Annotated in this window: 26 protein-coding genes; 15 read left to right on the top strand and 11 right to left on the bottom strand. The window is 69.3% G+C overall.

Annotation, left to right across the window (positions count from 1 at the left end; all coding sequences use genetic code 11):
• Window positions 1–900: 900 nt before the first annotated feature.
• Window positions 901–2,133, bottom strand: a complete 1,233-nt coding sequence (locus LWF15_RS05705) for a DNA recombination protein RmuC (RefSeq protein WP_232809302.1) — start codon at window positions 2,131–2,133, stop codon at window positions 901–903.
• 184 nt (window positions 2,134–2,317) lie between these two features.
• On the opposite strand from LWF15_RS05705, the gene ychF reads away from it, so the two are divergent.
• Complete coding sequence (ychF, locus tag LWF15_RS05700) at window positions 2,318–3,403, top strand: redox-regulated ATPase YchF (protein WP_232809301.1); 1,086 nt, start codon at window positions 2,318–2,320, stop codon at window positions 3,401–3,403.
• A gap of 61 nt (window positions 3,404–3,464) precedes the next feature.
• On the opposite strand, the gene LWF15_RS05695 is transcribed toward ychF, so the two are convergent.
• On the bottom strand, window positions 3,465–3,734 hold the full coding sequence (locus LWF15_RS05695) for a type II toxin-antitoxin system RelE family toxin (protein ID WP_232809300.1): 270 nt from the start codon (window positions 3,732–3,734) through the stop codon (window positions 3,465–3,467).
• The gene (locus LWF15_RS05690; protein ID WP_232809299.1) at window positions 3,724–3,999 is read right to left on the bottom strand and encodes a type II toxin-antitoxin system Phd/YefM family antitoxin; all 276 of its coding nucleotides are present in this window, start codon (window positions 3,997–3,999) and stop codon (window positions 3,724–3,726) included. Before LWF15_RS05690 ends, LWF15_RS05695 begins: the two co-directional genes overlap by 11 nt.
• A gap of 192 nt (window positions 4,000–4,191) precedes the next feature.
• Between LWF15_RS05690 and LWF15_RS05685 the strand changes: the two genes are divergently transcribed.
• Together LWF15_RS05685 and LWF15_RS05680 are read left to right on the top strand one after the other, a co-directional pair.
• Complete coding sequence (locus LWF15_RS05685) at window positions 4,192–4,671, top strand: hypothetical protein (protein ID WP_232809298.1); 480 nt, start codon at window positions 4,192–4,194, stop codon at window positions 4,669–4,671.
• A 59-nt stretch (window positions 4,672–4,730) separates the two neighbouring features.
• A complete protein-coding gene (locus tag LWF15_RS05680; protein ID WP_232809297.1) occupies window positions 4,731–5,468 on the top strand; it encodes a nucleotidyltransferase domain-containing protein in 738 nt (245 codons plus the stop codon).
• A gap of 90 nt (window positions 5,469–5,558) precedes the next feature.
• On the opposite strand, the gene LWF15_RS05675 is transcribed toward LWF15_RS05680, so the two are convergent.
• Both LWF15_RS05675 and LWF15_RS05670 read right to left on the bottom strand, forming a co-directional pair.
• A complete protein-coding gene (locus LWF15_RS05675; protein ID WP_232809296.1) occupies window positions 5,559–6,632 on the bottom strand; it encodes a glycoside hydrolase family protein in 1,074 nt (357 codons plus the stop codon).
• Between the two features lie 134 nt (window positions 6,633–6,766).
• Window positions 6,767–7,522 (bottom strand): SDR family NAD(P)-dependent oxidoreductase, encoded by a 756-nt coding sequence (locus LWF15_RS05670; protein ID WP_232809295.1) that lies wholly within the window; start codon window positions 7,520–7,522, stop codon window positions 6,767–6,769.
• Window positions 7,523–7,649: 127 nt separating this feature from the next.
• Between LWF15_RS05670 and LWF15_RS05665 the strand changes: the two genes are divergently transcribed.
• On the top strand, window positions 7,650–8,243 hold the full coding sequence (locus tag LWF15_RS05665) for a TetR/AcrR family transcriptional regulator (RefSeq protein ID WP_232809294.1): 594 nt from the start codon (window positions 7,650–7,652) through the stop codon (window positions 8,241–8,243).
• 75 nt (window positions 8,244–8,318) lie between these two features.
• Here LWF15_RS05665 and LWF15_RS05660 read toward each other — a convergent pair whose 3' ends face one another.
• Entirely contained in the window at window positions 8,319–8,915 is a 597-nt protein-coding gene (locus LWF15_RS05660) for a DinB family protein (RefSeq protein ID WP_232809293.1), read from the bottom strand.
• 84 nt (window positions 8,916–8,999) lie between these two features.
• On the opposite strand from LWF15_RS05660, the gene LWF15_RS05655 reads away from it, so the two are divergent.
• Window positions 9,000–9,857 (top strand): alpha/beta fold hydrolase, encoded by an 858-nt coding sequence (locus LWF15_RS05655; RefSeq protein WP_232809292.1) that lies wholly within the window; start codon window positions 9,000–9,002, stop codon window positions 9,855–9,857.
• A gap of 71 nt (window positions 9,858–9,928) precedes the next feature.
• On the opposite strand, the gene LWF15_RS05650 is transcribed toward LWF15_RS05655, so the two are convergent.
• The gene (locus LWF15_RS05650; RefSeq protein WP_232809291.1) at window positions 9,929–11,440 is read right to left on the bottom strand and encodes an MFS transporter; all 1,512 of its coding nucleotides are present in this window, start codon (window positions 11,438–11,440) and stop codon (window positions 9,929–9,931) included.
• A gap of 208 nt (window positions 11,441–11,648) precedes the next feature.
• Between LWF15_RS05650 and LWF15_RS05645 the strand changes: the two genes are divergently transcribed.
• On the top strand, window positions 11,649–12,317 hold the full coding sequence (locus LWF15_RS05645) for a TetR/AcrR family transcriptional regulator (RefSeq protein ID WP_232809290.1): 669 nt from the start codon (window positions 11,649–11,651) through the stop codon (window positions 12,315–12,317).
• Between the two features lie 90 nt (window positions 12,318–12,407).
• Here LWF15_RS05645 and LWF15_RS36025 read toward each other — a convergent pair whose 3' ends face one another.
• The 3 genes from LWF15_RS36025 to LWF15_RS37320 all read right to left on the bottom strand — a co-directional run bounded on the left by LWF15_RS36025 (window position 12,408) and on the right by LWF15_RS37320 (window position 14,087).
• Window positions 12,408–12,539 carry a hypothetical protein gene (locus LWF15_RS36025; RefSeq protein ID WP_269809598.1) on the bottom strand — a complete coding sequence of 44 codons (132 nt, stop codon included), beginning with the start codon at window positions 12,537–12,539 and terminating at the stop codon, window positions 12,408–12,410.
• 127 nt (window positions 12,540–12,666) lie between these two features.
• Window positions 12,667–13,869 (bottom strand): cysteine desulfurase-like protein, encoded by a 1,203-nt coding sequence (locus tag LWF15_RS05640; RefSeq protein ID WP_232809289.1) that lies wholly within the window; start codon window positions 13,867–13,869, stop codon window positions 12,667–12,669.
• A gap of 11 nt (window positions 13,870–13,880) precedes the next feature.
• The gene (locus LWF15_RS37320; protein ID WP_232809288.1) at window positions 13,881–14,087 is read right to left on the bottom strand and encodes a hypothetical protein; all 207 of its coding nucleotides are present in this window, start codon (window positions 14,085–14,087) and stop codon (window positions 13,881–13,883) included.
• Between the two features lie 237 nt (window positions 14,088–14,324).
• Between LWF15_RS37320 and LWF15_RS05630 the strand changes: the two genes are divergently transcribed.
• Entirely contained in the window at window positions 14,325–16,097 is a 1,773-nt protein-coding gene (locus tag LWF15_RS05630) for an ABC transporter family substrate-binding protein (protein ID WP_232809287.1), read from the top strand.
• A 7-nt stretch (window positions 16,098–16,104) separates the two neighbouring features.
• Here the strand turns inward: LWF15_RS05630 and LWF15_RS05625 are convergent, their stop codons facing one another.
• On the bottom strand, window positions 16,105–16,755 hold the full coding sequence (locus tag LWF15_RS05625; protein ID WP_232809286.1) for a 4a-hydroxytetrahydrobiopterin dehydratase: 651 nt from the start codon (window positions 16,753–16,755) through the stop codon (window positions 16,105–16,107).
• A gap of 87 nt (window positions 16,756–16,842) precedes the next feature.
• Here LWF15_RS05625 and LWF15_RS05620 point away from each other — a divergent pair, with 87 nt between their 5' ends.
• The 8 genes from LWF15_RS05620 to mshB all read left to right on the top strand — a co-directional run bounded on the left by LWF15_RS05620 (window position 16,843) and on the right by mshB (window position 26,588).
• Window positions 16,843–17,295, top strand: a complete 453-nt coding sequence (locus LWF15_RS05620; protein ID WP_232809285.1) for a (deoxy)nucleoside triphosphate pyrophosphohydrolase — start codon at window positions 16,843–16,845, stop codon at window positions 17,293–17,295.
• 51 nt (window positions 17,296–17,346) lie between these two features.
• Window positions 17,347–19,236, top strand: coding sequence for a translational GTPase TypA (gene typA / locus LWF15_RS05615; protein ID WP_232809284.1), 1,890 nt, complete (start codon window positions 17,347–17,349; stop codon window positions 19,234–19,236).
• Window positions 19,237–19,756: 520 nt separating this feature from the next.
• A complete protein-coding gene (locus tag LWF15_RS05610) occupies window positions 19,757–21,406 on the top strand; it encodes a peptide ABC transporter substrate-binding protein (RefSeq protein ID WP_232809283.1) in 1,650 nt (549 codons plus the stop codon).
• Window positions 21,407–21,589: 183 nt separating this feature from the next.
• The gene (locus LWF15_RS05605) at window positions 21,590–22,516 is read left to right on the top strand and encodes an ABC transporter permease (protein ID WP_232809282.1); all 927 of its coding nucleotides are present in this window, start codon (window positions 21,590–21,592) and stop codon (window positions 22,514–22,516) included.
• Window positions 22,509–23,456, top strand: a complete 948-nt coding sequence (locus LWF15_RS05600) for an ABC transporter permease (RefSeq protein ID WP_232809281.1) — start codon at window positions 22,509–22,511, stop codon at window positions 23,454–23,456. The genes LWF15_RS05605 and LWF15_RS05600 overlap by 8 nt, the downstream gene beginning before the upstream one ends.
• 8 nt (window positions 23,457–23,464) lie before the next feature.
• Complete coding sequence (locus LWF15_RS05595) at window positions 23,465–24,517, top strand: ABC transporter ATP-binding protein (protein WP_232809280.1); 1,053 nt, start codon at window positions 23,465–23,467, stop codon at window positions 24,515–24,517.
• Entirely contained in the window at window positions 24,504–25,556 is a 1,053-nt protein-coding gene (locus LWF15_RS05590) for an ABC transporter ATP-binding protein (RefSeq protein WP_232809279.1), read from the top strand. Before LWF15_RS05595 ends, LWF15_RS05590 begins: the two co-directional genes overlap by 14 nt.
• A gap of 87 nt (window positions 25,557–25,643) precedes the next feature.
• A complete protein-coding gene (gene mshB / locus LWF15_RS05585) occupies window positions 25,644–26,588 on the top strand; it encodes an N-acetyl-1-D-myo-inositol-2-amino-2-deoxy-alpha-D-glucopyranoside deacetylase (protein ID WP_232809278.1) in 945 nt (314 codons plus the stop codon).
• Window positions 26,589–26,665 lie beyond the last annotated feature (77 nt).

The raw sequence follows: 26,665 nt of genomic DNA, 5'->3' as shown, positions 1-26,665 counted from the left end.
ACGGGACTGTGCCGGTGAGCCTGTTGGATCGGTCTGGTCGGGATGTGCTGCGGCCGGCGGGTTCGGGTGGCCCTGGCAGGCAGTGGGCGATCGGGGGTCGGCCGATCAAGGCAGTGCGGCGAACAGCGGCGACCTAGGGTGCGGGTGCCTGAGCGTGCCCTGCGGCCGATCGAACGCGCAGGCGTCTGAGGGGGCGGTCTAGTGAGCAGGCGGCCGACCGAGTAGGTGAGCTGCCGAATGGGCGAGCTGCCGAGTGCCGAGCTGCCGAGCTGCCGAGCTGCCGAGTGGGCGAGCTGTCGAGCTGTCGAGCGGTCGAGCGGTCGAGCGGTCGAGCTGGCGAGTGGGCGAGTGGGCGAGTGGCCGAGTGGCCGAGCTGCCGAGCGGGCGAGCTGCCGAGTGGTGGGCGACCATGTGTGCGGTTGATCGAACGTGCGGGTGCCTGAGGGGGAGGCCGACTGAATGCGGCCAACTGAGCATCCGGCCGACGAAACGTGCGGCCAACCGACGTCCCGCCGACCGAGAGCACGGCGGCGACCTAGGGTGCGGGGGCCTGAGGGGGCGGCCGAGTGCGCGGGCGGCCGATCGAATGTGCGGGCGGCTGAGCAGGCGGCCCGCACGAGTGTGCGGCTGACCGAGCTGGGCGGCTGACCGAGCTGGGCGGCTGAGCGAGCTGGGCGGCTGAGCGAGCTGGGCGGCTGAGCGAGAGTGCGGCCAACCGAGCGTGGGGCCGCCTGAGTGCGCGGCCGACCGAACGGGGCGGCCGAGCGAGCAGGCGGCCGACCGAGTGTACGAGCGGCCGGGTGGTGGGCGACCGTGTGTGCGGCTGATCGAACGTGCGGGTGATGTGCGGCTTGGTCGCTTGCTGACTGGGCTTTCCTGGGCTGCGGCTTGTACTGGGGGTCAGTGTGGCCGGTGGTCCAGTGGGCTTTCCGGGCTGAAGGTGGGTTGTTCGGGGCGGAGTTCTCTTCGGCCGTGGCGAGTTACCAGGTCCAGCGTGTCGGGGGCTGTGCTAGGTGGGCCGGTGATGAGCTCTTCGGCGGTGAGGGGGCGGGGGCTGGACTCGAGGGGGGCCAGGGCGGGGATGTCGTGGTCGACCAGGTCGAGGTCCTGCATCTTGCGGGCGGTGACCAGGACCCGGCGCTCGAGGGCGCCGACCAGGGCGTTGTAGTCCTCGACCACCCGGTGCAGGTCGCGGCCGAGTTTGCCGGCGTGCTCGCCGAGGCCGGCCAGGCGGCGGTAGAGCTCGGTGCCGATCTCCAGCAGGTGCCGGGCGTTGCCGCTGACGGCCTCGGACTGCCAGGTGAGGGCGATGGTGCGGAGCAGGGCGAGGAGGGTGGTGGGGGTGGCCAGGACGACGCGCCGGGCCATGGCGTGCTCGAGCAGGCTGGGGTCGGCGGTGCAGGCGGCGGCGAGGAAGGCCTCGCCCGGCACGAAGCAGATCACCAGCTGGGGGGTGGGCTGGAAGGCCGTCCAGTACTCCTTGGCGGCCAGGGAGTCGACGTGGGCGCGCAGGGCCTTGGCGTGAGCCCCGGCTGCGGCGGTGAGTGCGGCCTCGCCCTTCTCGCTGGCTTCGAGGAAGGCGGCGAGCGGGGCCTTGGCGTCGACCACGACGTACTTGCCGCCGGGCAGGTTGACCAGGAGGTCGGGGCGGACGCCGGCGCCGTCGGGGGTGGTGCCCGAGGCCTGGGTGAGGAAGTCGACCCGGGGGAGCATGCCGGCGTGCTCGACCACACGGCGCAGCTGCACCTCGCCCCAGGCGCCGCGAGAGGTGGGGGAGCGCAGAGCCCCGGCGAGCGCGGCGGTCTGGGCGCGGAGCGACTCGCCGGAGGCGTGCACGGCGCTGAGGTGCTCGTCGAGCCGGGAGAACTGCTCCACCCGGTCACGCTCCAGCGTCTGCACCTGCTTCTCGACCCGTTGCAGGGTGGCGGCCAGCGGGGACAGCGTGGCCACCAGCTCGTGATCCTGCCCGGCGGCGGCCTCCAGATCGGTGATGCGCTCGCGCAGCAGGTCACGCTCGGCCTCGAGCCCGGCCTGACGGGCCTGCAGCAGCGGGCGGAAGGCCGCCAGCGCCCCGGCCGTGGCCAGGGCCAGGCCCAGGATCAGGCCGAGCAGGAAGCCCACCGAAGTCGTCATACGTTCACGATGTCAGGTGGCACCGACAGTCTTGATGCCCGGTGCCGCCGGATCCCGCCCTCCTTGCCCACCGACGTCCACAATTGCTGTCTGTCGGACACCCGCGCACCGGCGCCCGACCGCCGCCGGTGCCCACCGACGTCCGCAATTCGGGACTCCTCGCGCTGGCCAGTAACCTGGGCGCGTGGCACTCACCATCGGCATCGTCGGTCTCCCGAACGTCGGCAAGTCGACGCTCTTCAACGCCCTCACCAAGGCGGAGGTGCTCGCGGCGAACTACCCGTTCGCCACGATCGAGCCCAACGTCGGCGTCGTCCCGCTGCCCGACGAGCGGCTCGGCAAGCTGGCCGGGGTGTTCGGCAGCGAGAAGCAGATCCCGGCCACGGTGTCGTTCGTCGACATCGCGGGCATCGTCAAGGGCGCCAGCGAGGGTGAGGGCCTGGGCAACAAGTTCCTCGCCAACATCCGCGAGGCCGACGCGATCTGCCAGGTGGTGCGCGCGTTCGTCGACGACGACGTGGTGCACGTGGCCGGCCGGGTCGACCCCGCCGACGACATCGAGGTGATCCACACCGAGCTGATGCTGGCCGACCTGCAGACGCTCGAGAAGGCCATTCCCCGCCTCGAGAAAGAGGTCAAGGGCAAGAAGGCCGACAAGGCGGTGCTCGACGCGGCCGTCGCCGCGCAGAAACTGCTCGAAGAGGGCACCACGCTGGCCAAGGGCGCCGCGAAGGCCGGCATCGAGATGGAGCACCTGCGCGAGCTCACCCTGATGACCAGCAAGCCCTTCATCTACGTGTTCAACGTGGACGAGGACGGCCTGTCCGACGAGGCGCTGCAGACCAAGATGCGTGACCTGGTCGCCCCCGCGGACGCGATCTTCCTCAACGCCAAGCTGGAGTCCGAGCTGATCGAGCTGGACGAGGAGGAGGCCGCCGAGCTGCTGGCCAGCGTGGGGCAGAACGAGTCCGGCATGGACCAGCTGGCCAAGGTCGGCTTCCACACCCTCGGCCTGCAGACGTACCTCACGGCCGGCCCGAAGGAGTCCCGCGCCTGGACGATCCGCCAGGGCTGGACCGCCCCGCAGGCCGCCGGCGTCATCCACACCGACTTCCAGCGCGGCTTCATCAAGGCCGAGATCGTCAGCTTCGACGACCTGATCGAGGCCGGTTCGATGGTCGAGGCCAAGGCCAAGGGCAAGGTGCGGATGGAGGGCAAGGACTACGTCATGCAGGACGGCGACGTGGTCGAGTTCCGCTTCAACGTCTGACACCTGACAGAAAAGGGATGCCGACCAGCGCTTGACTGATCGGCATCCCTTTCTGTTGTGCCTACGCGATGGCGGCGATCAGGGCCCAGACGATCACCTGCAGGCCTTCGATCGTGTAGAGCACCTGGTGGTCACCGACCTGCAGGGCATAGTGCTCAGGGTGAGAAATGAGCGAGACCGGGCCCTTTCCGGGCGGGGCAGGTCGGAAGCCGCGGGGATCGGTCTCGGTGTCGAGCAGCTTTCGCAGGATTCGCAGAGCCGCCGGGCGAGGCAGCGCTCGGATCTCCCGGCGGGCATCCGGGGCTATCAGGACCCGGTAATCATCGCTCACGCGAAACCGTCTCACGCAGGACGTCTTCGAGTGGGACCGGATTCGCGCTGTTCGCGGTGTGTGCCTGAGCGCGCTCGTCGATGATCCGGTTGATCTCGCGTTCCTCCAGTTCGGCGAAGCGTTGCAGAACTTCGAGGGGAACGACCGCAGCCACCGGTCGGCCGCGACGCAGGATGATCGTCGGCCGGTCCCGCTCCGCCTCGTCAACGACATCGGCCAGGCGCTCGCGCACGGCCCGGATGGAAAGGCGGGGTACCTCGATCATGTACAAACGGTACTCAATGTCCCATGTGTACACATTAAACTCTTGGCTCTGCTGTGGATAAGGCTCCGGCAGCGGCACACCCGACTCTGTCCGAAAGGATGAGAGACGGCTGTGTGGCGTCTCCCTGAGTGGTTCGATCGGCACGTGATGCGGCGATCCCAGGAGGGCCGAGTGCGGAAACGGAAGTGGGCTGTGGCTGTCGTGCTCGTGGCTGCGGTGGTGTCCGTGACGATGTGGTGGCTCGGGCGGCCTGAGGGGGACCGGGCTCTGGATGAGTCGGCCCAGCGGATGGCGGATGCGGTGAGCTATCCCCGGCAGAGGTCGGCGGCCGGCCTGCTGAATGCGGTGCTCGACCAGCAGGAGCCGCAGGGGCAGTGGGCGGTGCTGCGGGCCGAGGACCTCGAGCCCAGCGATCTGTTGGACTGGATGGCCGAGCTGGTGATTCACCATCACCAGGATGCCCTGGACAGTCCCACCTTTGGCTTGCGCCGGCACCAGGATGCTTGGGATGCCTGTTACCGCTTGAAGTTCACGCACTATCGAGGCGAAGCAGAGCGCATCCACTGTCCCGATGATCTGACTCCCCTGCCCCGTTCGGAGTCGGCGCCGCCCCCTTATCCGGTCGCAGTCTGTCGGTCCGGTGGTGACAGCAGCGACTGCCCGGGCGGCTGAGAGCAGGCAAAGCCGTGCGGGCTGTAGGCATCAGGCTCTGGTCGACGAGGAGTGGTGGAGTGCTGGATCCGGACGAGGGCATCGGGGTCGACGGGACGATCGTGACCGGGGTGGCCCGGGAGCGGGTGCCGGCGATCTTCGAGCCCACCCTTCGCGCGATCACCGCGAGCATGACCGAGGGGACGCTGTATCTGTACGGCTCGGTGGCCACTGGGCAGGCGCGGCCGGGTGTCTCGGATCTGGATCTGCTGAGTGTCGGGCCCGGTCCCGTGCTGAGAGATGCGCCGCCCGGGTTGGTGCGCGCCGTCGAAGTCAGTGTGTCGTCGCCCGAAGATCTGCTGGGGGAGGGGGACGAGGCGTACGGGAACCGGGTCTTTCTGCGGCACTACTGCGTGCTCTTGGCGGGGCCCGACCTCAGCGCCGGCTGGCCGGCTTTTAAGGCCGATGCCCTGGCCGCGCGGGGTTTCAACGGCGACATCGCCAGGCGGGCCGAGGCCTGGCGTGAAGCTCTGCAGCGCGGCGAAACTCAGGGGCTGGCCAGGAAGATGGCTCGTAAGACGTTGCTGGCGCTGTCCGGGCTGGTCAGCGTGCACGACGGGATCTGGACCACCGATCGTGGGACCGCGGCCCGGGTCTGGAGCCAGGTGAGGCCCGAATTGGCTCACGGGCTGGAGGTACTCGTCGCCTGGAGCGAGGAGTCCGGCACCCCTTCCAGTCTCGAGATCCAGAAAATTATGGACGAGGTGGTGTCGCCGATCGTCGACGACTTCCGTTCGGTGGTGGGCCTGTGGAGCTGACTGCGAAGAGCGGCGGCCGTACTCGGTCACCGGCCCGGCGAGGCAACTTCAGGGGAAGCCTCGCCGGGCCGGCAGTCGGTGGAGGCGGGATCAGGAGCCGGCTGAGCGGTAGGCCTTGCCGGGCTCGGTGATCGCTCCGCCCGGACGGTACAGGCCGGTCTCGTCCTGGCCGTTCTTCGAGGTGGGGAAGGCGAACCAGGAGTAGTGCTCGACGTAGTCCAGGCTCTCGAGCATCTCGGTGGAGAGCCGCACGAACTCGGCCTGGTCGGCGGGGGAGGCGAACTTGGGCCCGCTGCCGAAGTTCATCAGCGAGTACTCCGTCAGCCAGATCGGCTTGCGGTACTTGGCGTAGGTGGCTTCGACGTAAGACTTCAGCTGCTGGGTGGCGTTCTTCGGGTTGAAGTCCGAGCCGTACCAGTGCAGCGTGATGAAGTCGACCTTGTAGCCCTTGCTGTCGGCGCCCTTCATGAACCGGTCGAGCCACTGCCCGTTCTGGTCGGCACCCCAGGCGACGGCCGGGCTGCCCAGCCGCAGGCCGGTTTTCTGCAGCTGGGGCCACAGTTCCAGGGCGCGTTCGACCGTCATGTTCGACTGCTCGCCCAGATCCGGCTCGTTGAAGCCGAGCAGGGTGTCGCCGTTGCTCTTGGCGGTGGCCAGGGTGCTCTCGTTCACCGCGTCGGCGCCCCAGATCATCGGCACGAACTCGACGCCGGCCGGGGCCGGGATGCCCTGCGGGTCCGGGGCCCAGTTGTAGAACCAGCTCACGCCCGAGTCCTTGAGCGAGGCGCTGATGCCGTCCTGGTTCCAGGTGGCCGCGCCCTTCTTGGCCGTGCCGGGCGCGGTCGGGGCCGGGCTGGTCGGTGCCGTGGTGGGTGTGGTGGTGGGGGCCGGTTTCGGCTTCGTCGCCCGGGCCTTGTTCGCCCGCGCGGTGAGCACCTTCTTGGTGCGGGCCACCTTCTCGGCCAGCCGCTTCGCCGCCGCGTCGGCGGGAACCGGGGTGGGCGAGGCGGTGGCTGACGTACCTGGTTGCTGCACACGGAGCAGGCCGGCTTCGGCCGCACTGGCGGAGGGGCTCTGGGTGCGCAGACCCACGTAGCCGAGCCCGGCCACGGCCAGGGCGATGGCGGCCAGGAATCCGGCGATGCGCTTGTTCCGACGGGTCACGGTCGCCGACCCTAGGAGCAGAGACGCTAAGTGCGATGAGCCAAAAGGCCTAACGCTGGGCTAAGAACCGGCTGGACCGGGGAAGGTCCGGCCCGGCGATTGGGCCGGAGATTCCCCGGTCGTGCAAAATGTGCTCAGTGCGCCGTGTATCCACCGTCGACGAGGTGGAAGCTACCCGTGACGAAGCTGGCGGCGTCCGAGGCCAGGAAGGCGACGAGGTGGGCGACCTCTTCCGGCCGGCCGAGACGCTTCAGGGCGTGCTCGCCGGCCAGGTACTGCTGGGTCTCGGGGGTCAGGCTGGCGTCCACCGCCGGGGTGCTGATGAACCCCGGGCCCACGGCGTTGACCCGGATGCCCTGGCCGGAGTACTCCAGGGCGGTGTTCTTGGTCAGGCCGAGCAGCGCGTGCTTAGTGGTCACGTAGGCGGCGTTACCGGCGATGCCGACCGAGCCGAGCATGGAGGCCATGTTGACGATCGAGCCGCCGCCGTTCGCCAGCATGGCCGGCACCTGGGCCTGCAGGCCGTGGAAGATGCCGTTCAGGTTGATGTCCAGGACGCGCTTCCAGGCTTCCGGGGTGTACTCGGCCACCGGGGCGCTGGGCCCGCCGATCCCGGCGTTGTTCACCGCGATGCCCAGCGGCGCCAGTTCCTGCGCGGCCTCGACCAGGGCGAAGTTCACGTCCCGGTCGCTCACGTCACCGGCGAAGGCGCGGGCGGTGCCGCCGGCCGCCGCGATCTCCTTGACGACCTGGTCGGCGTCGTCCGGCTTGATGTCCGAGACGATGACGCTCGCCCCGTTCGCCGCCAGCAGCAGTGCGATGGCGCGGCCGATCCCGGCGCCCGCGCCGGTGACGATCGCCGAACGACCCGCTACGTCGTAAGTGGCCATGATGGTTCTCCGTCCTGACGAGCCGGGGGAGAACGGTCAGTCGGGAGATCGTCCGCCCTTGGCAATGTGTTCTGTTGACATCAAGATAACCGACAAGTGTCGGGAAACAATCCCGGGAGGGTCTCGAATGGACGCACGGCAGCGCCGGAGTCGGGAGCGGTTGCACCAGGCCGTGCTCCGGCTGGCCGAGGAACGACCGGTCTCCCAGGTCAGCGTGTCCGAGCTGGCCCGGGAGGCGGGGGTGCACCGATCCACCTTCTACGAGCACGCCTCGTCGCCCGACGACCTGCTGCGTCAGGCCCTGCTGGTGGATCTCGACGCCCTGCGCGAGCCGCTGCTGGCCGAGACCGGGGCCGACCTGGCCGTGGTGGCCACCGAGGTCACCCAGGGCGTGATGCGGCACATCGAGGACCACATCGCGATCTACCGGCGCGACCTGGCCTACACCTCCGAGGTGGGCCTGCGCTCGATGCTCGGCTCGCACTTCCTCGAGTCCAGCCGGATCCTGCTCGACCTGGCCCGGGTACGGATCGAGATGCCGGTGGCCGGGGTGCCCGACGACGCGGCGGCCGACATCGCGGCCCGGCTGGTCGCCGACGGCACGGTCGGGGCGATCGCGGGCTGGCTGGAGCGCCCGGACCTGTCGGTGGACGACTTCCTGAGCGTCTACGTTCAGATGCTCCCGTCGTGGTGGCCGCTGAGCGTGACCACCCAGAGCTGAAAGGCAACCGACAGTGGACGGTTCTGGGCACCGATCGGTGCCCAGAACCGTCCACTGTTGGTTCAGCCAGTGAGATCAGGCCGGCTGCTCGCGGAACCGCAGGGCGAGGGCCTCCAGCTGCTCCCGATAGGCCGACCAGTCGTTGTCCGGCAGGTTGGAGCTCTCGGGCCGGTGCCCGGCCTCGCCGTCGATCAGTTCGCGGACGATGTCGGCGTGGCCCGCGTGCCGGTGCAGTTCGGCGATCATGTGGGTGAGGATGCGGTGCAGGGTGACCTGACTGCGCTCGCCCCGCCACCACGGCACCGTGCCGGGTGCGTCCAGGGGAAGGGCCTCGATGGTGGCGTCGGCGTGCTCGCACACCTGGCGGTAGCGCTCGAGGACCTGCTGCGGAGTCTCGTCCTCGGCGGCGTACATGTCGATGTTCGGGTCGTCGGACTCGTCCTCGGCGCCCCAGGGGAACTGCTCGGCGGGGCAGGGCCGCCCGAACACCGAGCCGAAATAGCCGGCTTCGGTGTTGGACGTGTGTTTCACCAGCCCGAGCAGGTTGGTGCCGGTCGGGACCAGCGGGCGCCGCAGGTCGTACTCCGACAGGCCCTCGAGCTTCCAGAGCAGCGCGGTGCGCCCCTCTTTCAGGTAGTTGTGCAGGTCGGCCTTGAGATCCTCATTGGTCATCGGGCCATCGTGGCAGTCGGGGCCGGTGCGTTTCAGATAATAAATCCGAGCCGGTGAGCAGTGGGGTTGTTAGCGTGACGGCCCATGGAGCATCAGGTGCCGGTGAGTCCGGACTACACGCTGTGGGCCGAGGAGCAGGGTGCGGGTTCTGCGCTGGTGCTCGTGATGGGTGCGAACGCGAGCGGGGTGACCTGGCCGGACGAGCTCGTCGCGCGGCTGGCCGCCCGGCATCGGGTGATCCGCTACGACCATCGTGACACCGGCCGTTCCACCTGGGCTTTCGACGAGCACCCCTACCCGCTGACCGATCTGGCCGCCGACGTGGTGAAGCTGATGGACGGGCTGGGCATCGACCGGGCGCACGTGGTCGGCATGTCGCTGGGTGGCACCCTGGTGCAGGTGCTCCTGCTCGAGCATCCGGAAAGGCTACTCAGCGCCACCGTTTTCGCCACTGCCGCGCTGGGGGCCTGGCTGGACGAGAGCGCCGGTCTGCCCGGGCCGCAGCCGGAGCTGCTCGAGCTGTGGGAACACCTGGGCGACGAGCGCGGACCCGAGGCGGAGCTGGCGTTCCGGGTGAATCACTGGCGCATGCTGAACGGGCGCGCGCTCTCGTTCGACCCGGCCGAGTTCGAGCGCCTCGAACGACGGATCATCGAGCACACCGGTCACGACCGCTCGTCCACCGCCCACGCCCGGGCCGCTCAGGACGGGCTGGACCGCGGGCCGGAACTGGCCGCCGTACAGGTGCCGGTGCTGGTGGTCGAGGCCCCGGAGGACCCGATCAATCCGCCGCCGCACGCCCGGTACATCGCCGACACGATCGGGAATGCCCGCCTGGTAACCGTTCCCGGCATGGGACACGCGCTCTCCGGGCCGGTCACCGGCCCGCTGGCCGATGCGGTGCTGAGCTTCACCGCCGAGATCGAAGAGCAAAAGAACTGAGGACGCCGGTGAGCCCAGGTCCCTCCACTGGGCTCACCGTCGTCCCCGGCCTGTGATGACCGGCTGTCACCTCAGCCGGCGTGAACCATGCCCTCGGTGCTCAGGTCCTTGCTGCGGGCGTTCACCAGGGCCAGCACGATCAAGGTGGCCGCCCCGATGAAGCCGGCACCGATCCAGAACGCCACGTGGTAGCCCTGGATCGAGGCCTGGGCGGCGAGCTGCTCGGGCGAGCCGGAGCCCATGTGCTCGGCCAGCCAGTCGGTCACCGTGCTGGCGAAGAACGTGTTCAGCAGCGCGATCCCGAGCGCCCCACCGATCTGCTGCGAGGTGTTCAGCATGGCGCTGGCGACACCGGCGTCGTGCTCCTCGACCCCGGCCAGGGCCACGCTGGCCGAGACCACGAAGTACAGACCCATGCCCAGGCTGATCAGGATCTCGGCGGGCAGGACCAGGGTGAGCCAGCTGCTGTCGGCCTCGATCTGGGTGAGCAGGGCCAGGCCACCGGTGGCCATCGCCCCGCCGACCACGAGCAGCACCCGGGGGTTGACCTTCGGCATCAGGCTGCTGGCCACTGTGGCGGCAACGATGATGCCTGCGCTGAACGGGAGGAAGGCGAAGCCGGACTTGATCGCGCTGTAGCCCAGGTTCTGCTGGAAGTAGTAGGTCAGGAACAGGAACATGGCGAACAGCCCGGCCCCGATCAGCAGCGACGAGGCGAAGGCGGCGCCCCGGTTGCGGTCGAGCACCACGCGCAGCGGCAGCAGCGGGTGGTGGGTGCGGGTCTCCCAGACCACGAAGCCGACCAGCAGCACGGCCGACACCACGAGCCAGGTGATCGTGCTGGTGGCGCTCCAGCCGTCGGCGGCCTCGGCGGCCTGGGTGAAGCCGTAGACCAGGGCGGCCAGACCACCGCTGACCAGCACCGCACCCGGCACGTCGTAACGGGTGTCGCCGTGCGCCTTGCTCTCACGCACCACGCTGACCGCGGCCACCGCGGCCAGGATCGCGATCGGCACGTTGACCAGCAGCGTCCAGCGCCAGTTGAGGTACTCGGTGAGCACACCACCGAGGATCAGGCCGATGGCCGCACCGGTGCCGGAGACCGCGCCGTAGACGCCGAACGCGCGGGCGCGCTCCTTCGCGTCGGTGAAGCTGACCTGCAGCAGCGACAGGGCGGCGGGGGCGAGCAGGGCGGCGAACAGGCCCTGCAGACCACGGGCGCCGAAGAGCATGAGGTCGTTCACCGCGGCGCCGCCCAGGGCGGAGGCGCCGGCGAAGCCGATCAGGCCGATCAGGAAGATCCGCTTACGGCCGGTGTAGTCGGCGATGCGGCCACCCAGCAGCAGCAGGGCGCCGAAGGCCAGGGCGTAGGCGGTGAGCACCCACTGCCGGTTGGCGTCGCTGATGTTCAGGTCGGCCTGGGCCGAGGGGAGGGCGATGTTCACGATGGACGCGTCGAGCACGACCATCAGCTGGGCGACGGCGATCACCGCGAGCGCCCACCACCGGCGGGGATCACTGGCGGCAGGCTGCTCGGCCGTGGATTCGGCCGGCACCTGACCGACGCTGTCTACAGACGTCATGGTGGTCCATTTCGTGGAAAGGAAGTCTGGGAGGGCCGCGGCCCTTCGGGCGTTCCGCCCGGCAGTCGCTCGCCGCGAGTCCAAGTGGAGGAAGCTCTCGACATCGAGAACGGTACGACCATAGCCCCCATGTGGAGAGGCCTGTCAACTTTAAAACGGGTTCTCAACTTTTCTCGCCCGAAAGTGCCACGGCAGGTACACTCAGGCGATGGGTGAGGACCGGGGACGCATGTGCCGGCCGCTGCGGAAAGACGCTGAACGCAACCGCCAGCGGATCCTCACGGCTGCCCGCACGCTGCTGGCCGAGCAGGGGCTCGGCGTCAGTCACGACCAGCTGGCCGAGGCGGCCGACGTGGCGGTGGGCACCGTCTACCGCCGCTTCCCCGACAAGGACTCCCTGCTCGAGGCCCTGTTCGCCGAGGACGTGGACCAGGTGGTCGAGCTGGCCGAGCGTGCCCTGGAGGTCGAGGACGCGTGGCAGGGCCTGGTCACGTTCGTGACCCGGTCGCTGGAGGTCCAGGCCGGCAATCGGGGGCTGAAAGAGTTCCTGATGTTCAACGTCACCAGCGACACGATGACCACCTGCCGGGCCCGTCTGCTGCCGTTGATCGACCAGATCGTCGCCCGCGGGCACGCGGCCGGGGTGCTGCGGCCCGGCATCACCTCGTACGACCTGGGCATGATCCCGCTGATGGTCGGCCCGGTGATGGACGGCTGCCGCGCGGTGCGCCCCGACCTGTGGCGGCGCTCGCTCGAGATCGTCCTGGCCGGCCTGCAGGCCTGCCAGGAGAAGCCGCGGCTGGCCGACTCGGACCTGCACCCCGAGGAGTTCCTCGAGGTACTGCGCTGCGCCCAGGCCCCTTCGCTGCGGCGGTAGCCGGCCGATGGAACCGCGGCGACTGGTCCTGAATCTCGATTCACTGGGCTGTCTGGCCGCGGGGGCCGCAGTGACCGCCGCACCCGCGGCCTACCGGCTCGTCGATCCCTCGGGGCGTTCCCGGCCCTGGGTGACCGGGGCGCTTCTGGCCAGCTCGGCGCTGCTGGCGGCGGCCGCCCGGAACCCGACGCCGACCGCGCTCGGCCGGTCTGCCGCAGTCAACTCCGCCTGGGTCCTCACCTGTCTGGCGGTGCTGCCCCGGCAGCCCGGGGAGTGGGACGTTCGCTGGTCGTGGCCACCGCCGGGCTCGACGCGGCGATGGGCGGCCTGCAGTGGTACCTACGGCGGGTCAGCGGCTGAGGAACTCGCGCAGGCCGGCCAGCAGCCGGTCCACGTCCTCGTCGTTGTTGTAGGCGGACAGGCCGAAGCGCAGGCCCCCGGCCGCGCCGAGGCCGAGCCGCCGGGCCGTCTCGTAGGCGTAGAACGAACCGGCCGGGGCGTTGACGCCGCGCTCGGCCAGGAACGGGTAGGCGTCGGCGGCCTCGTGCTCGGCGAAGGTGACCAGGAGCGTCGGGGTGCGCTCGGCGGCCCGGGACCACACCGTGAGCGGGCTCAGGGCGTTCAGCTCGGCCAGCCCGGCCTCGATCTTCGCCCGCAGGGCGTCCTCGTGCGCGGCCGCCGCCGTCATCGAGGTGACGATCCGCTCCCGCCGGCTCCCGGTCGCCTCCGGCTCCAGCCCGGCCAGGAAGTCGATCGCCGCCGTGACGCCGGCCATCAGCTCGTACGGCAGCGTGCCCAGCTCGAACCGCTCCGGCACCGCGTCCGACGAGGGGGCCAGCTTGTCGGGGTGCAGCTCGGCCAGCAGTTCCGGGGCGGCCGCGACCACCCCGCAGTGCGGACCGAAGAACTTGTAGGGCGAGCAGGCCAGGAAGTCGGCGCCGAACTCGGCCAGCGAGACCGGCGCATGGGCGGCCAGGTGCACGGCGTCGACGTAGAACAGGGCTCCGGCGGCGTGCACCGCATCGGCGATCGGCCGCAGCGCCGGCCGCGTGCCGATCAGGTTCGACGCACCCGTGACGGCGACCAGGCGAGTGCGCTCACCCAGGTGCGCCGACACGTCCTCCAGTTCGCCGGTCTCCGGATCGAAGTCGATCCAGCGCACCGTGGCCCCGGCGTTCTCGGCCGCGATCACCCACGGCCGCACGTTCGCGTCGTGGTCGAGCCGGCTGAGCACCACCTCGTCGCCGGGCCGCCAGGTCTTCGCCAGCGCCCGGGAGAACTCGAAGGTGAGCGCCGTCATGCTGCGGCCGAACACCACCCCGCCGGGATCGGCGTCGAGCAGGTCGGCCAGCGCCCCGCGGGTCTGCGCGACCACCTGTTCGGCGCGCTGCTCGGCCCGGGTGAAGGTGGAACGGTTGGAGATCGCCGACAGCATCGTGTCGCGCACCGCGTCGCCCACCACGTCGGCCGTCTGGGTGCCCCCGGCGCCGTCGAAGTGCGCCGCCCCCTCGGCCAGCGCGGGGAAGTGCGAGCGGATCCGTTCTACGTCCACCGGTTGTCTCCTCAGACCGACCACTTGCGTTCGATGCGGGCCCGGATCGACCGGTGGCCGATGTGCCAGCCCTTGGAGTCCTCGCAGTAGAACGTGTCCATCGCGCCGGACTCCAGCCCCTCCTTGGCCTCGACCTCGCGGGCCTTGATGCCGGCCACGGCCGAGCTGGGGTAGATGTTCTTGCTGTGGATCGGGCAACGTTCGACCGGAGGACGCACGGGATGCCATTTTCGGCCCATCGTCCGCCTCCGTCCTGAGCCTGCCGGAGTGATCAACCGTACCTTCCAGACGGGTGTGCCGCCTCAGCGGTCAGATCTGTACCTTTGGTCATCGCAGCGTCACAGGTCGGTAACAGGCAGTCGCCTGCCTTGCGGATCTGGGCGCTAGTGGATTTATTGGACAGGATGGTCGAGGGGGTACCCCCGGTGAGACGTCGCTCGGGAAAGGAACTCCGCTTGAGCCGTTCGATGCCGGGCCGGTCGTGGATCGCGGTGCTCGCCGCCGTCGTGCTGGCGCTCGCCGCCTGCTCGGGCGGTGACGACGAGGCGGACGAGAGCTCCCGTACACCCGACGGGGAACGGGGCAGCGCCTCGGCCACCCCCACCACTGCGCCGATCTCGATCAGCTACGCCTCGGCCCGCGAGTTCTCCTCCTACAACAACAATGTCGCCGAGCAGGCCAACCCGGCCAACGCCGTGGTGCTGAACCACGTGCTGCGCGGCTTCTGGTACTTCGGGCCGGACGGCGAGCGGGTGCCCGACACCGACTTCGGCTCCTTCGAGCAGGTCAGCAGCAACCCCCAGACGGTGCAGTACACCTTCGCCGAAGAAGCGGTCTGGTCCGACGGTGAACCCCTCGACTGCGACGACGCGGTACTGGCCTGGGCCGCCAACGTGGGCAAGTGGCCCACCGGCAAGCGCGACCAGTACACCGGGACCAAGCTCACCGCGTTCTCCGCCTTCACCCCGGCCGCCTGGGCCGACGTCTCCCGGCCGGAGTGTGCCGACGGCGACCGCAGCTTCACCGTCACCTTCGACCGGGTCTTCGCCGACTGGACCTCACTTTTCGGCCCCGGCACCATCCTTCCCGCGCACATCGCCGAGAAGGGCTCGGGGGTGAAGGACGTGATCGCCGCGGCCGAGCAGGGCAAGAGCGCCACCATGCAGAAGCTCGGCCGGTTCTACAACACCGCCTGGGTGTTCACCGACGGCCGCTACGACACCGCGCTGGCCCCCAGTGCGGGCCCGTACCAGGTGGCCTCCTGGAAACCCGGCGAGGCGCTGACCCTGGAGCCGAACCCGAAGTGGTGGGGCACCGTGCCCGCGGCCCGCAACGTGGTGATCCGGATGATCCCGGAGGACGAGCAGGCCCAGGCCCTGATCGACGGCGAGGTGCAGGTCATCGACCCGACCCCGACCGAGGCGATGCTGAAGACGCTGGGGGCGGCGGGGGAGGCGGTGCGGGTCTCGCACCACGACTCGTTCGTCTGGGAACACCTGGACTTCAACTTCGAGGGCAAGTTCCGCTCGCGGGCCCTGCGCCAGGCGTTCGCCAAGTGCCTTCCCCGCCAGCAGATCCTGGACGAGCTCATCAAACCGGTGAACCCGCAGGCCGAGGTGCTGCAGTCGCGGTTCCGGACACCTTTCCAGGAGGGCTACGAGCAGACCGCGGCGACCGGTGGGCAGGCGTTCGCAGAGGTGGACGTGGAGGGTGCCCGGCAGATCCTGAAGCAGACCAAGAAGACCGGCACCAAGGTCCGGATCGCCTACCTGGCCCCCGACCTGCGCCGGGAGACCGAGGTCAAGCTGATCAAGAAGTCCTGCGAAAAGGCGGGTTTCAAGATCGAGGACGGGGGCAGCTACACGTTCTTCTCCTCCGAGCTCAAGCGCGGCGACTTCGACGCGGCGCTGTACGCCTGGACCAGCTCGGCCATGCTCAGCCAGACATACAGCATCTATGTCAGCAAGGGCACGCAGAACTACATCGGCTACCGCAACAAGAACGTCGACCTGCTGCTGGAGCGGCTGTACTCGGAGCTCGACCCGGACCGGCAGCTCAGCCTGCTGGAGCAGCTCGACACCACGTTGTGGGAGGACATCGCCACGGTGCCGCTGTTCGCCTACCCGGCCCTGCTGGCCACGTCCGCCCAGGTGCAGAACGTGCAGTACAACCCCAGCTGGGCCGGACCGACCTGGAACGCCGACACCTGGTCGGCGCCGGCGCCCTGATCCGGCCCTACTGGGTGCAGACGCAGAGCTCGTTGCCGTCGGCGTCGGCCACCACCCACCAGTCCGGGGCGAACTCGTCGGTGACCAGCCGGCCGCCGGCCTGGACCACCTCGGCCACCCGCCGGGGGGCCTCGTCGAAGGCGACGTAGACGTCGAAGTGGATCCGGTTGCGCTGGGTCCGCGGCTCCTGACTGGGCTGGAACCAGACCACCGGGCCGACCTCGTCCGGGTTGTGCAGTTCGACGCCCTCGTCGCCGCGGCGCTCCACGTAGCCCAGGCCGGCCTTCCAGAACGGCCGGATCGCGTCGGCGTCGGCGGTGTCGATGGCCAGCTCCACCCGGGCGGCCGGGGGCAGCACCTCGGCGCCCACCGCGTCGACGTGCACCATGATCCGCTGGGCCAGCTCCACGTCGAGGGCGGTCACCCCGCCGGAGACGTGCGTGCTCAGGGTGAACGTGACCTTGTCGAAGCGCAGGTCGACGTCGGGGTGGTGGTTCATCTCCTCGGCGCTCAGCGCCACCCGGGAGATCAGCTCCACCGCCTGGGGGAACCCGGGGGCCTTGACCCGCACCCGCAGCAGTGACGTACCGGACTTGTGCACGGCGGGCAGCCCCACCAGGGCGGTGTCCAGCTCCTGCATGGTCAGCAGTTCAGGCATGGCCTCAGCGTAGGACGTGGATCACAATCCCGCCCGGATTCACGGCCGGGTCGGGTCGCCTTCGTGCACCGGTCACGCAACGTTGGGATGCTGCTCGCCGTGACTGACACATTCCAGCCCGTTCTGGTGGTCGGCGCGGCCGTCGTCGACGACCTGCGCCGCCCCACCGTGCTCCTGGCCGCCCGCCGCACCGAGCCGCCGCACCTGGCCGGGGGCTGGGAACTGCCCGGCGGCAAGGTCGACCCGGGGGAGGAGCCGCTGCAGGCCCTGCACCGGGAGCTGGCCGAGGAGCTCGGGGTGAAGGTCGAGGTGGGGGAGGAACTTCCGGCCCCGAACGGGCTGGGCTGGGACCTGCCGCCGAGCCACCGGATGCGGGTCTGGCTGGTCCGGGTGACCGAGGGCGAGCCCGCCCCGATCGAGGTGCACGACGAGTTGCGGCACCTGCCGCTGGGCCGCTGGGGTGAGGTCGGCTGGCTGCCCGCGGACGTGCCGATCGTCACCGCGCTCACCGCTCTGGCGGAGGAACGTCAGGCCCGCTGAGGCGCGGGTAACATGGAGAGTCATCACCCCCCAACCGGATCGGCCTTTCGCATGCCTACGCAGACCCGTGACGACCTGCGCAATGTCGCCATTGTCGCCCACGTCGACCACGGAAAGACCACGCTCGTCGATGCCATGCTCTGGCAGACCGGCTCCTTCGGCGACCACGCTCACGTGGACGACCGGGCGATGGACTCCAACGACCTGGAGCGCGAGAAGGGCATCACCATTCTCGCGAAGAACACTGCGGTGCGGTACTCCGGTCCGGGCGCACCCGACGGTGGGGTCACCTTCAACATCATCGACACCCCCGGCCACGCCGACTTCGGCGGTGAGGTGGAGCGCGGCCTGAGCATGGTCGACGCGATCGCCCTGCTGGTCGACGCCTCCGAGGGCCCGCTCCCGCAGACCCGGTTCGTGCTGCGCAAGGCGCTGCAGGCGCACATGCCGGTGATCCTGGTGGTGAACAAGACCGACCGCCCCGACGCCCGGATCTCCGAGGTCGTGGACGAGACCTACGAGCTGTTCATGGACCTGCTCGACGGCACCGGCCTCGACCCGGACGCGGCGCTCGACTTCCCGATCGTCTACGCCTCGGGCCGGGCCGGCCGGGCCTCGCTGAACCGCCCGGCCAACGGCGAGCTGCCCGACTCGGAGAACCTCGAGCCGCTGTTCCAGGTGCTGCTCGACACCGTGCCGGCGCCGTCCTACGACGACAAGATGCCGCTGCAGGCGCACGTCACCAACCTCGACGCCTCGCCGTTCCTGGGCCGTCTGGCCCTGTGCCGGATCCACAACGGCACGATGCGCAAGGGCCAGCAGGTGGCCTGGTGCAAGCAGGACGGCACGGTCAGCCGGGTGAAGATCACCGAGCTGATGATCACCAAGGCTCTCACCCGTGAGCCCGCCGAGGAGGCCGGCCCGGGTGACATCGTCGCCATCGCCGGTATCCCGGAGATCACCATCGGCGAGACCCTGGCCGACGCCGAGGACCCGCACCCGCTGCCGCTGATCACGGTCGACGAGCCGGCCATCTCGATGACCATCGGCGCCAACTCCTCGCCGCTGGCCGGCCGCACGGTCAAGGGCACCAAGGTCACCGCCCGCCTGATCAAGGACCGGCTGGACCGGGAGCTGATCGGTAACGTCTCGATGCGGGTGCTGAACACCGAGCGTCCCGACACCTGGGAGGTGCAGGGCCGCGGTGAGCTGGCGCTGGCCATCCTGGTGGAGACCATGCGCCGGGAGATGTTCGAGCTCACCGTGGGCAAGCCGCAGGTGGTCACCAAGGAGGTCGACGGCAAGGTTCACGAGCCGTTCGAGCGCCTGACCATCGACGCCCCCGAGGAGTACATGGGCGCGATCACCCAGCTCCTGGCGGTCCGCGCGGGCCGGATGGAGCAGATGTCCAACCACGGCACCGGCTGGATCCGGATGGAGTGGCTGGTCCCCTCGCGAGGCCTGATCGGTTTCCGGACCGAGTTCCTCACCGACACCCGCGGCACCGGCATCGCCCACGCCACGTTCGAGGGCTACGAGCCCTGGGTCGGCGAGCTGCGCACCCGTCCCTCCGGCTCGCTGGTGGCCGACCGGGCCGGCGCGGTGACCGCGTTCGCGATCACCAACCTGCAGGAGCGCGGCACGCTCTTCGTGGAGCCGACCACCATGGTCTACGAAGGCATGATCGTCGGGGAGAACTCCCGGGCCGACGACATGGACGTGAACATCACCAAGGAGAAGAAGCTCACCAACATGCGCTCGTCCACCGCGGACAACTTCGAGCGCCTGGTGCCGCCGCGCAAGCTCTCCCTGGAGCAGTGCCTGGAGTTCTGCCGCGACGACGAGTGCGTCGAGGTGACCCCTGAGGCGGTGCGCATCCGCAAGGTCATCCTGGACGCCACCGAGCGGGCCCGGGCCACCGCCCGTGCCAAGCGGGGCTAGGTCGGGCCTTAGGCCGTACGGGTCGAACGGGCGGTGACCGGACCGCTCGCCGATCTTTCGCTGAAGCCCCGTCTCCTGCAGTCCATCTGGGGGGCGGGGCTTCCGCGTGTGCAAGATTTGTGTCCGGCAGGTAAATTGATGTTGCCTGTGCGTCGGCATGTGTTCAACGTCACGGGTCGATATTTGCTTGTCCGTTTCGCCTGGTCTGAGCTAGTGCGCGAGGGCATTGTGTCGGTTTCGAGACCTTCCCGTGGCCGCGCCTTGTCCGACCGGAACGGTCGGTAGTTGCCTGTGCGACCGACCGCGACGACGCCGAAGATCGTCCGGTCGGAACGGCTTTTCGAACGTGGTTTCATCGTGCCGAGCAGCTGTTGACGAAGCATCCTTGTCCGGATCGTAATCAGCTGCGAACGCCTATCGTGTCCCGAATCCGGTACCAAGAGTGCAGGCGCTTGGACGGGTCGTGTGCGACCAGCGCCCGGCTCGAGCCGTGATGTCGGAAACCTAAGGAGAACGACGAGTGAAGCAGCGCAGGCTGATTGCTGCGGGTGCTCTGTTCGTGGCGGGGGCCCTGGCCCTGACCGCGTGCGGTGGCGGCAGCGACGACGAGGGTGACGGGGGCGGCAGCACCAACAGCGACGCCTCCATCAGCGTCTACAACGTGAAGCCCCAGAACCCCCTGGTCCCGGGCAACACGAACGAGGTCGGCGGTGGCAACATCCTCGACAACGTCTTCCGTGGCCTGGTCGACTACAACACCGACACGGCCGCCCCCGAGATGTCGATGGCCGAGTCGATCGAGTCGGACGACAACATCACCTGGACCGTGAAGCTGAAGGAAGGCCAGACCTTCCAGGACGGCACCCCGGTCAACTCGGACAGCTTCATCAACGCCTGGAACTGGACGGCCTACGGCCCCAACGCGGCGCTGAACAACTACTTCTTCTCCTCCTTCGAGGGCTACGCCGAGATCAACCCGGCCGACCCCGACGAGGACGGCCCGAAGGAGGCCCCGAAGCCCGACACCGACAAGCTCAGTGGCCTGACCAAGGTCAGCGACACCGAGTTCACGGTCAAGCTCGCCAGCGCGCAGTCGTTCTTCGTGACGATGGTCGGCTACACCGCCTTCTTCCCGCTGCCCCAGGCGTTCTTCGACGACCCGGAGGCCTTCGGCAAGAAGCCGATCGGCAACGGCCCGTTCCAGATCACCGCGGGTGACGGCAACACGGGCTTCACGCTCGACGCCTGGTCCGGGTACAAGGGCGAGGACAAGCCGCAGATCGCCCAGGCCGTGTTCAAGACCTACACGTCCGACTCGGCCGGTTACTCCGACGTGCTCGCCGGCAACCTGGACTTCATGGACCAGGTCCCGGCCGCCAACCTGGTCGACGACCAGTACCAGACCGACCGGCCCGACCACTTCCTGAACAAGGCCGTGGGTGTCATCCAGACCGCGACGCTGCCGCAGTACAGCGACCGCTTCAAGGACGACCCGAACATCGGCAAGGCGCTGTCCCTGGCGATCGACCGGGAGACCATCACCAAGTCGGTGTACAACGGCGGCCGTACCCCGGCCACCGGCTGGGTCTCCCCGGTGGTGGACGGCTACAAGGCCGGCGCCTGTGGCGAGTTCTGCACCTACGACCCGGCGAAGGCCAAGGAGTACCTGGCCAAGTCCAAGTTCAAGGGTCCGTTCTCGTACAGCTACAACGCTGACGGCCCGGGTAACAAGGAAGCCGCCGAGGCGATCTGCAACAGCGTCAAGAACGCCCTCGAGGTCGAGTGCAACGCCAAGGCCTACGTCGACTTCGCCACCCTGCGGGCCGACGTGACCAGCGACAAGATGGACAACATGTTCCGGACCGGGTGGCAGATGGACTACCCGCACATCCAGAACTTCCTCGAGCCGCTGTACGCGACCGGTGCGGGCTCCAACGACGGCCGGTTCTCCGACACCCAGTTCGACGAGCTGATCAAGAAGGCCAACGCCGCCGAGGGTGAAGAGGCGTACGCCGACTACCAGGCCGCCGAGGCCCGGCTGGCCGAGAACATGACGATCATCCCGCTGTGGTACCAGGCGCAGCAGGCGGTCTGGTCCGACCGGCTGACCAACGTCAAGACCACGCCGAAGAGCACCATCGACCTCAGCAGCGTCGCGGTCAAGAGCTGATCACCGCTCGCCGCTGAGATCACGTAAGTCCCCGGTTCCACCCCGCCCCAGCACGGGCGGGGTGGTACCTCAGGAAGAACCGCACTATCGCGAATAGCGCGACTCACGACCGGCCGGTCCTGCAGCCACATCGCGGGGCCGGCCGATTGTCGGGCAAAAACCCATGAAGGGTAGGCGAAAGCCATGGGGCGTTACATCGTCAGACGCCTGTTGATGATGATTCCGGTGCTGATCGGCACCACGTTCTTCATCTACGCGATGGCCTGGGCCATCCCTGGCGACCCGTTCGCCAGTCGATGTGGTCAGCGCCCCTGCACGGACGCGTTCATCCAGGCCGAGACCGAGCGGCTGCACCTGGACGAGGCTCTGCCCATCCAGTACCTGCACTTCCTCTGGAACATGCTGCAGGGCGACTTCGGCACCACCTCGACCGGCTCGACCGTCCTCGAGGAGGCCTCCGCGGCCTTCCCGATCACCGTCAAGCTCACCGTGGTGGCCATCCTCTTCGAGATCTTCCTGGGCATCGGGCTCGGGATCGCGGCGGCCCTGCGCAAGGGCGGCTACCTCGACGGATTCTTCCTGTTCTCCAGCCTTGTGGCCATTTCTTTTCCGGCCTTCGTCATCGGCTACGTGCTGCAGTACGTGCTGGGCGTCAAGGCCGGCCTGTTCAGCGTGACGGTGGGCTACGGGGCTCCCTGGGGGGACCTGATCCTGCCGGGCTTCGTCCTGGCCTGTCTCTCGCTGGCCTACGTGCTCAGACTCACCCGGGCCAGCCTGCTGGAGACGCTGAAGGCCGACCACGTGCGCACCGCGATCGCCAAGGGCCTGCCCCGCGGCATGGTGCTGCGCAAGCACGTGATCCGGAACTCCCTGATCCCGGTGATCACCTACATCGGCGCGGACGTCGGCATCCTGCTCGGCGGCGCGATCGTGACCGAGGGTGTCTTCAACATCCAGGGACTCGGCGGACTGCTGTACCACGCACTGCGGATCCGCGAGAACGCCACCGTCGTCAGTGTCACCACGCTCGTGGTTCTGGTGATCCTGCTGGTGAACCTGCTCGTGGACCTGCTGTACGCCCGGCTCGACCCAAGGATCCGTTATGAGTGAACCCGACAACCTCGCTGCGCTCGACACCGTCGAGGGTGCTCCGGGCACCCCCACCGCGGCGGTCGCCGAGGCCGGCCGCTCGCGCACCCTGGCCGGCGACGCCTGGGAGACCCTGCGGGGGTCCTGGGTGTTCTGGGGCGCGCTGGTGCTGATCGCGGTCCTGGTCGTGATGGCCATCTGGCCGGGCCTGTTCACCAACGCCGACCCGCGTGACTGCCAGGCCGGCCGCTCCCGCGGCGAGCCCAGTGCGGACGCCTGGTTCGGCTACGACGTGCAGGGCTGTGACGTCTACGCCCGCACCATGTTCGGGGCCCGTGCGTCGATCATGGTCGGCACGCTGTCCACCCTGATGGCGCTGGTCGTCGGCGCCGGGATGGGCATCTACGCCGGCTTCTACGGCGGCTGGGTCGACATCCTGCTCTCCCGGGTCACCGACATCTTCATCGGTATCCCGATCCTGCTCGGCAGCATCATCATCCTGAGCTCGATCCCGACCCCGCCGACCAGCGACTTCCTGAACATCCTGAAGGTCGCCCTGGCGATCTCGGCGCTGTCCTGGCCGTCCACCGCCCGGGTCGCCCGGTCCGCGGTGATCCAGGTCAAGCAGGCCGACTTCGTGGCCGCCTCCCGGGCGCTCGGGGCCAGCCGGAGCTGGATGATCCGCAAGCACATCCTGCCGAACGCGGTCGCCCCGGTGATCGTGATCAGCACGATCAGCCTGGGTGGCTACATCGGGGCCGAGGCGACCCTGTCGTTCCTCGGTATCGGGCTGCAGCCGCCGGTGGTCTCGTGGGGCATCGCGATCAACGACGCCGCCGCGTACATCCGCAACACCCCGCACATGCTCCTCTTCCCGGCGCTGTTCCTCTCCCTGACCGTGCTGGCCTTCATCGCGCTCGGCGACGTCGTCCGCGAGGCCCTCGACCCGAAGACGATGTGAGCGAGCGGATGTTCAGCCAGAGAACCGAGAACCTGGGCTCGGCCGACGGGAAGCCCGACGTCGACGAGAGCCAGCCGCTGCTGCAGGTGCGCGACCTGAGCGTGGTGTTCCGCACCCGCGACGGGGCCGCCCAGGCCGTCAACAAGGTCGACCTCGACCTCGCCCGGGGCCAGACCCTGGCCATCCTGGGCGAGTCCGGCTCGGGGAAGTCGGTGACCGCGCAGGCGATCATGGGCATCCTCGACATGCCGCCGGCCGAGATCACCTCCGGGACGATCAAGTTCCGCGGGAAAGACCTGCTGACCATGCCGGAGAAGGAGCGCCGGCTGTACCGCGGTCAGCGCATCGCCATGGTCTTCCAGGACGCCCTGTCCGCGCTCAACCCCGTGTACACGGTGGGTGAGCAGATCGGCGAGCTCTTCCAGGTCCACCGCGGGATGTCCCGCAAGGACTCCCGGAAGAAGGCCGTCGAGCTGATGGACAAGGTGCGGATCCCGGGCGCCGCCGCCCGGGTCACCGACTACCCGCACCAGTTCTCCGGGGGTATGCGCCAGCGCATCATGATCGCCATGGCGATCGCGCTGGACCCGGACATCATCATCGCCGACGAGCCCACCACCGCCCTCGACGTCACGGTCCAGGCCCAGGTCATGGAGCTGCTGGCGGAGATGCGCCGGGAGACCGGCAGCGGCCTGATCCTGATCACCCACGACCTCGGCGTGGTGGCCGAGACCGCCGACGTGATCAGCGTGATGTACGCCGGCCGGACCGTCGAGCACGGTCCCGCGGTCGACGTCTTCTCCCGCCCGGCCCACCCCTACACGGTGGGTCTGCTGGAGTCGATGCCGCGGCTGACCGGGGCCGGCGACCGGCTCTACGCCATCCCCGGCCTGCCGCCGAGCCTGCTGCGGATCCCACCGGGCTGCCCGTTCGCCGCCCGCTGCCCGCGGGCCGAGGACATCTGCCGGCAGGACCCGCCGCCGCCGGCCGTCGAGCTCGACGGAACCCGTTACTCCGCCTGTCACTTCGCCGAGGAGGTGGTCTCCCATGGTGTCCGCTGAAACCACCGGGGGCACCGGTACCGTGACCGGGACCGAGCCCATCCTGACCGTCCGCGGCCTGGTCAAGCACTTCCCGCTGCGCCAGGGCATCGTGGTCAAGCGCCAGGTCGGCGCCGTCCAGGCGGTCGACGGGGTCGACCTGCAGGTCTACCCCGGTGAGACGATCGGCGTGGTCGGTGAGTCCGGCTGCGGCAAGTCCACCCTGGCCAAGCTGCTGATCGGTCTGGAGACGCCGACCTCCGGGTCGATCTCGCTGACCGGCCGGGAGATGGTCGGGGCCTCGGGCTCCAAGCTCAAGGCGATGCGCCGCGACGTCCAGATGATCTTCCAGGACCCGTACACCTCGCTGAACCCGAGGATGACGGTCGGCGACATCATCGCCGAGCCGCTGCAGATCCACCCGGACGCAGTGCCGAAGGAGAAGCGCACCGAGCGGGTGCGGGAGCTGATGTCGCTGGTCGGCCTGTCGCCCGAGCACATCGACCGTTACGCGCACCAGTTCTCCGGCGGTCAGCGTCAGCGCATCGGGATCGCCCGGGGCCTGGCCCTGAACCCGAAGCTGCTGATCTGCGACGAGCCGGTCTCCGCGCTCGACGTGTCGGTCCAGGCCCAGGTCATCAACCTGCTGCAGGACCTGCAGCGGCGGCTGGGCATCTCGCTGATCTTCATCGCCCACGACCTGTCGGTGGTGCGGCACATCTCGCACCGGGTGGCGGTGATGTACCTGGGCCGGATCGTCGAGCTGGGCGAGAAGGAGCAGGTCTACAACGACCCGCAGCACCCCTACACCAAGGCGTTGCTGTCGGCCGTGCCGAACCCCGACCCGAGCATGCGCGGCAAGGGCAACCAGATCGTGCTGGAGGGTGACCCGCCGAGCCCGGCCAACCCGCCCTCGGGCTGCCGGTTCCGCACTCGGTGCTGGAAGGCGCAGTCGGTGTGCGCCGAGGTCGATCCCGGCCTCGAGCTCACTTCCTCCGGGGCGAGCGCGGCCTGCCACTTCCCGGGCGACACGCCCTCCCGGCCGGGAGTTGCGGCCTAGGTCTGAACGAAACTGCACCAACTGAAGACGTCGGTGAGCACCTCGGGTGCCCACCGACGTCTTCAGTTTGTGGGCGAGAATGGCGGCATGACCGACGACCTCAGGCGCCTCGTCCTCGTGCACGCCCACCCCGACGACGAGACGATCGGCAACGGCGCCACCATGGCGAAGTACGCCGCCGAGGGCGTGGAGGTCACGCTGGTCACCTGCACCCGAGGTGAGCAGGGCGAGGTGATCCCGGCAGAGCTGGCCCACCTGGCGCACCCGGACCGCCTGGGCGAGTACCGGGTGGGGGAGCTGGCTTCGGCCATGACGGCGCTGGGGGTACGCGACCACCGATTCCTCGGCGACCCCTCCGTCCCGGGGCGGCCGGCGGAAGAGGTGCGGGCCGACGGGGGAGTGGTCTACGCCGACTCGGGCATGGCCTACGACCACGACGGCGGGGTCGTGCCTTCGCCCAACCCGCCCGCCGGGGCCTTCGCGCTGGTCGACGTGGAGGAGCCGGCCGAACGGCTGGCCGCCCTGCTGCGTGAGCTGAGGCCTCAGGTGGTGGTGGGCTACGAGCCCGGCGGTGGTTACGGCCACCCCGACCACGTGCAGGCCCACCTGGTGATGATGCGGGGGATCGAACTGGCCGCCCTGGCCGGGCCCGACGACGAGGCGCCCTGGGTGGTGCCGAAGGTCTACTGGACGGTCATGCCCGAGACCCTGACCCGCGAGGCGCTGCGCACCCTGCGCGACGGGATGGGCGAGGACTACACCGGGCCTGATCCGGAAGACCGGCTGCCCAGCATGGTCGTGCCGGACGACCAGGTCACCGCCGCGATCGACGCCACCGCCTTCACCGCCGCCAAGGTCGAGGCCCTGCGCGCCCACGTCACCCAGGTGAAGGTCAGCCCGAACGGCACCTACTTCGCGCTCAGCAACGACTTGAGCCAGCCGGTGATGGGTCTGGAGTTCTACCGCCTGGTGCGGGGTACCGCAGGCGGGACGCGGGACGAGCTCGGTCGGGAGACCGACCTCTTCGCCTGAGTCGGTAGGCGCCCGGTCACTTTGAGTGCGCGCGCGTAGTGCCTCCGGGCGGTCGGCTGACCGCCGGGTGGGTGAAC

The sequence above is a fragment of the Kineosporia rhizophila genome, from assembly GCF_021277265.1.
Taxonomy (GTDB): domain Bacteria; phylum Actinomycetota; class Actinomycetes; order Actinomycetales; family Kineosporiaceae; genus Kineosporia; species Kineosporia rhizophila.
Note: the sequence above shows the minus strand (reverse complement) of the source record. Positions and strands in the feature narration are given on the sequence as shown.

Bases quoted from the DNA above. Each gene is read 5' to 3' on its own strand.
- LWF15_RS05705 (WP_232809302.1), bottom strand. From the start codon at position 2,133: ATGACGACTTCGGTGGGCTTCCTGCTCGGCCTGATCCTGGGCCTGGCC.
- LWF15_RS05690 (WP_232809299.1), bottom strand. From the start codon at position 3,999: ATGATCGAGGTACCCCGCCTTTCCATCCGGGCCGTGCGCGAGCGCCTG.
- LWF15_RS05670 (WP_232809295.1), bottom strand. From the start codon at position 7,522: ATGGCCACTTACGACGTAGCGGGTCGTTCGGCGATCGTCACCGGCGCG.
- LWF15_RS05665 (WP_232809294.1), top strand. From the start codon at position 7,650: ATGGACGCACGGCAGCGCCGGAGTCGGGAGCGGTTGCACCAGGCCGTG.
- LWF15_RS05660 (WP_232809293.1), bottom strand. From the start codon at position 8,915: ATGACCAATGAGGATCTCAAGGCCGACCTGCACAACTACCTGAAAGAG.
- LWF15_RS05655 (WP_232809292.1), top strand. From the start codon at position 9,000: ATGGAGCATCAGGTGCCGGTGAGTCCGGACTACACGCTGTGGGCCGAG.
- LWF15_RS05650 (WP_232809291.1), bottom strand. From the start codon at position 11,440: ATGACGTCTGTAGACAGCGTCGGTCAGGTGCCGGCCGAATCCACGGCC.
- LWF15_RS05645 (WP_232809290.1), top strand. From the start codon at position 11,649: ATGGGTGAGGACCGGGGACGCATGTGCCGGCCGCTGCGGAAAGACGCT.
- LWF15_RS05625 (WP_232809286.1), bottom strand. From the start codon at position 16,755: ATGCCTGAACTGCTGACCATGCAGGAGCTGGACACCGCCCTGGTGGGG.
- LWF15_RS05620 (WP_232809285.1), top strand. From the start codon at position 16,843: ATGCTGCTCGCCGTGACTGACACATTCCAGCCCGTTCTGGTGGTCGGC.
- typA (WP_232809284.1), top strand. From the start codon at position 17,347: ATGCCTACGCAGACCCGTGACGACCTGCGCAATGTCGCCATTGTCGCC.
- LWF15_RS05605 (WP_232809282.1), top strand. From the start codon at position 21,590: ATGGGGCGTTACATCGTCAGACGCCTGTTGATGATGATTCCGGTGCTG.
- LWF15_RS05600 (WP_232809281.1), top strand. From the start codon at position 22,509: ATGAGTGAACCCGACAACCTCGCTGCGCTCGACACCGTCGAGGGTGCT.
- LWF15_RS05595 (WP_232809280.1), top strand. From the start codon at position 23,465: ATGTTCAGCCAGAGAACCGAGAACCTGGGCTCGGCCGACGGGAAGCCC.
- LWF15_RS05590 (WP_232809279.1), top strand. From the start codon at position 24,504: ATGGTGTCCGCTGAAACCACCGGGGGCACCGGTACCGTGACCGGGACC.
- mshB (WP_232809278.1), top strand. From the start codon at position 25,644: ATGACCGACGACCTCAGGCGCCTCGTCCTCGTGCACGCCCACCCCGAC.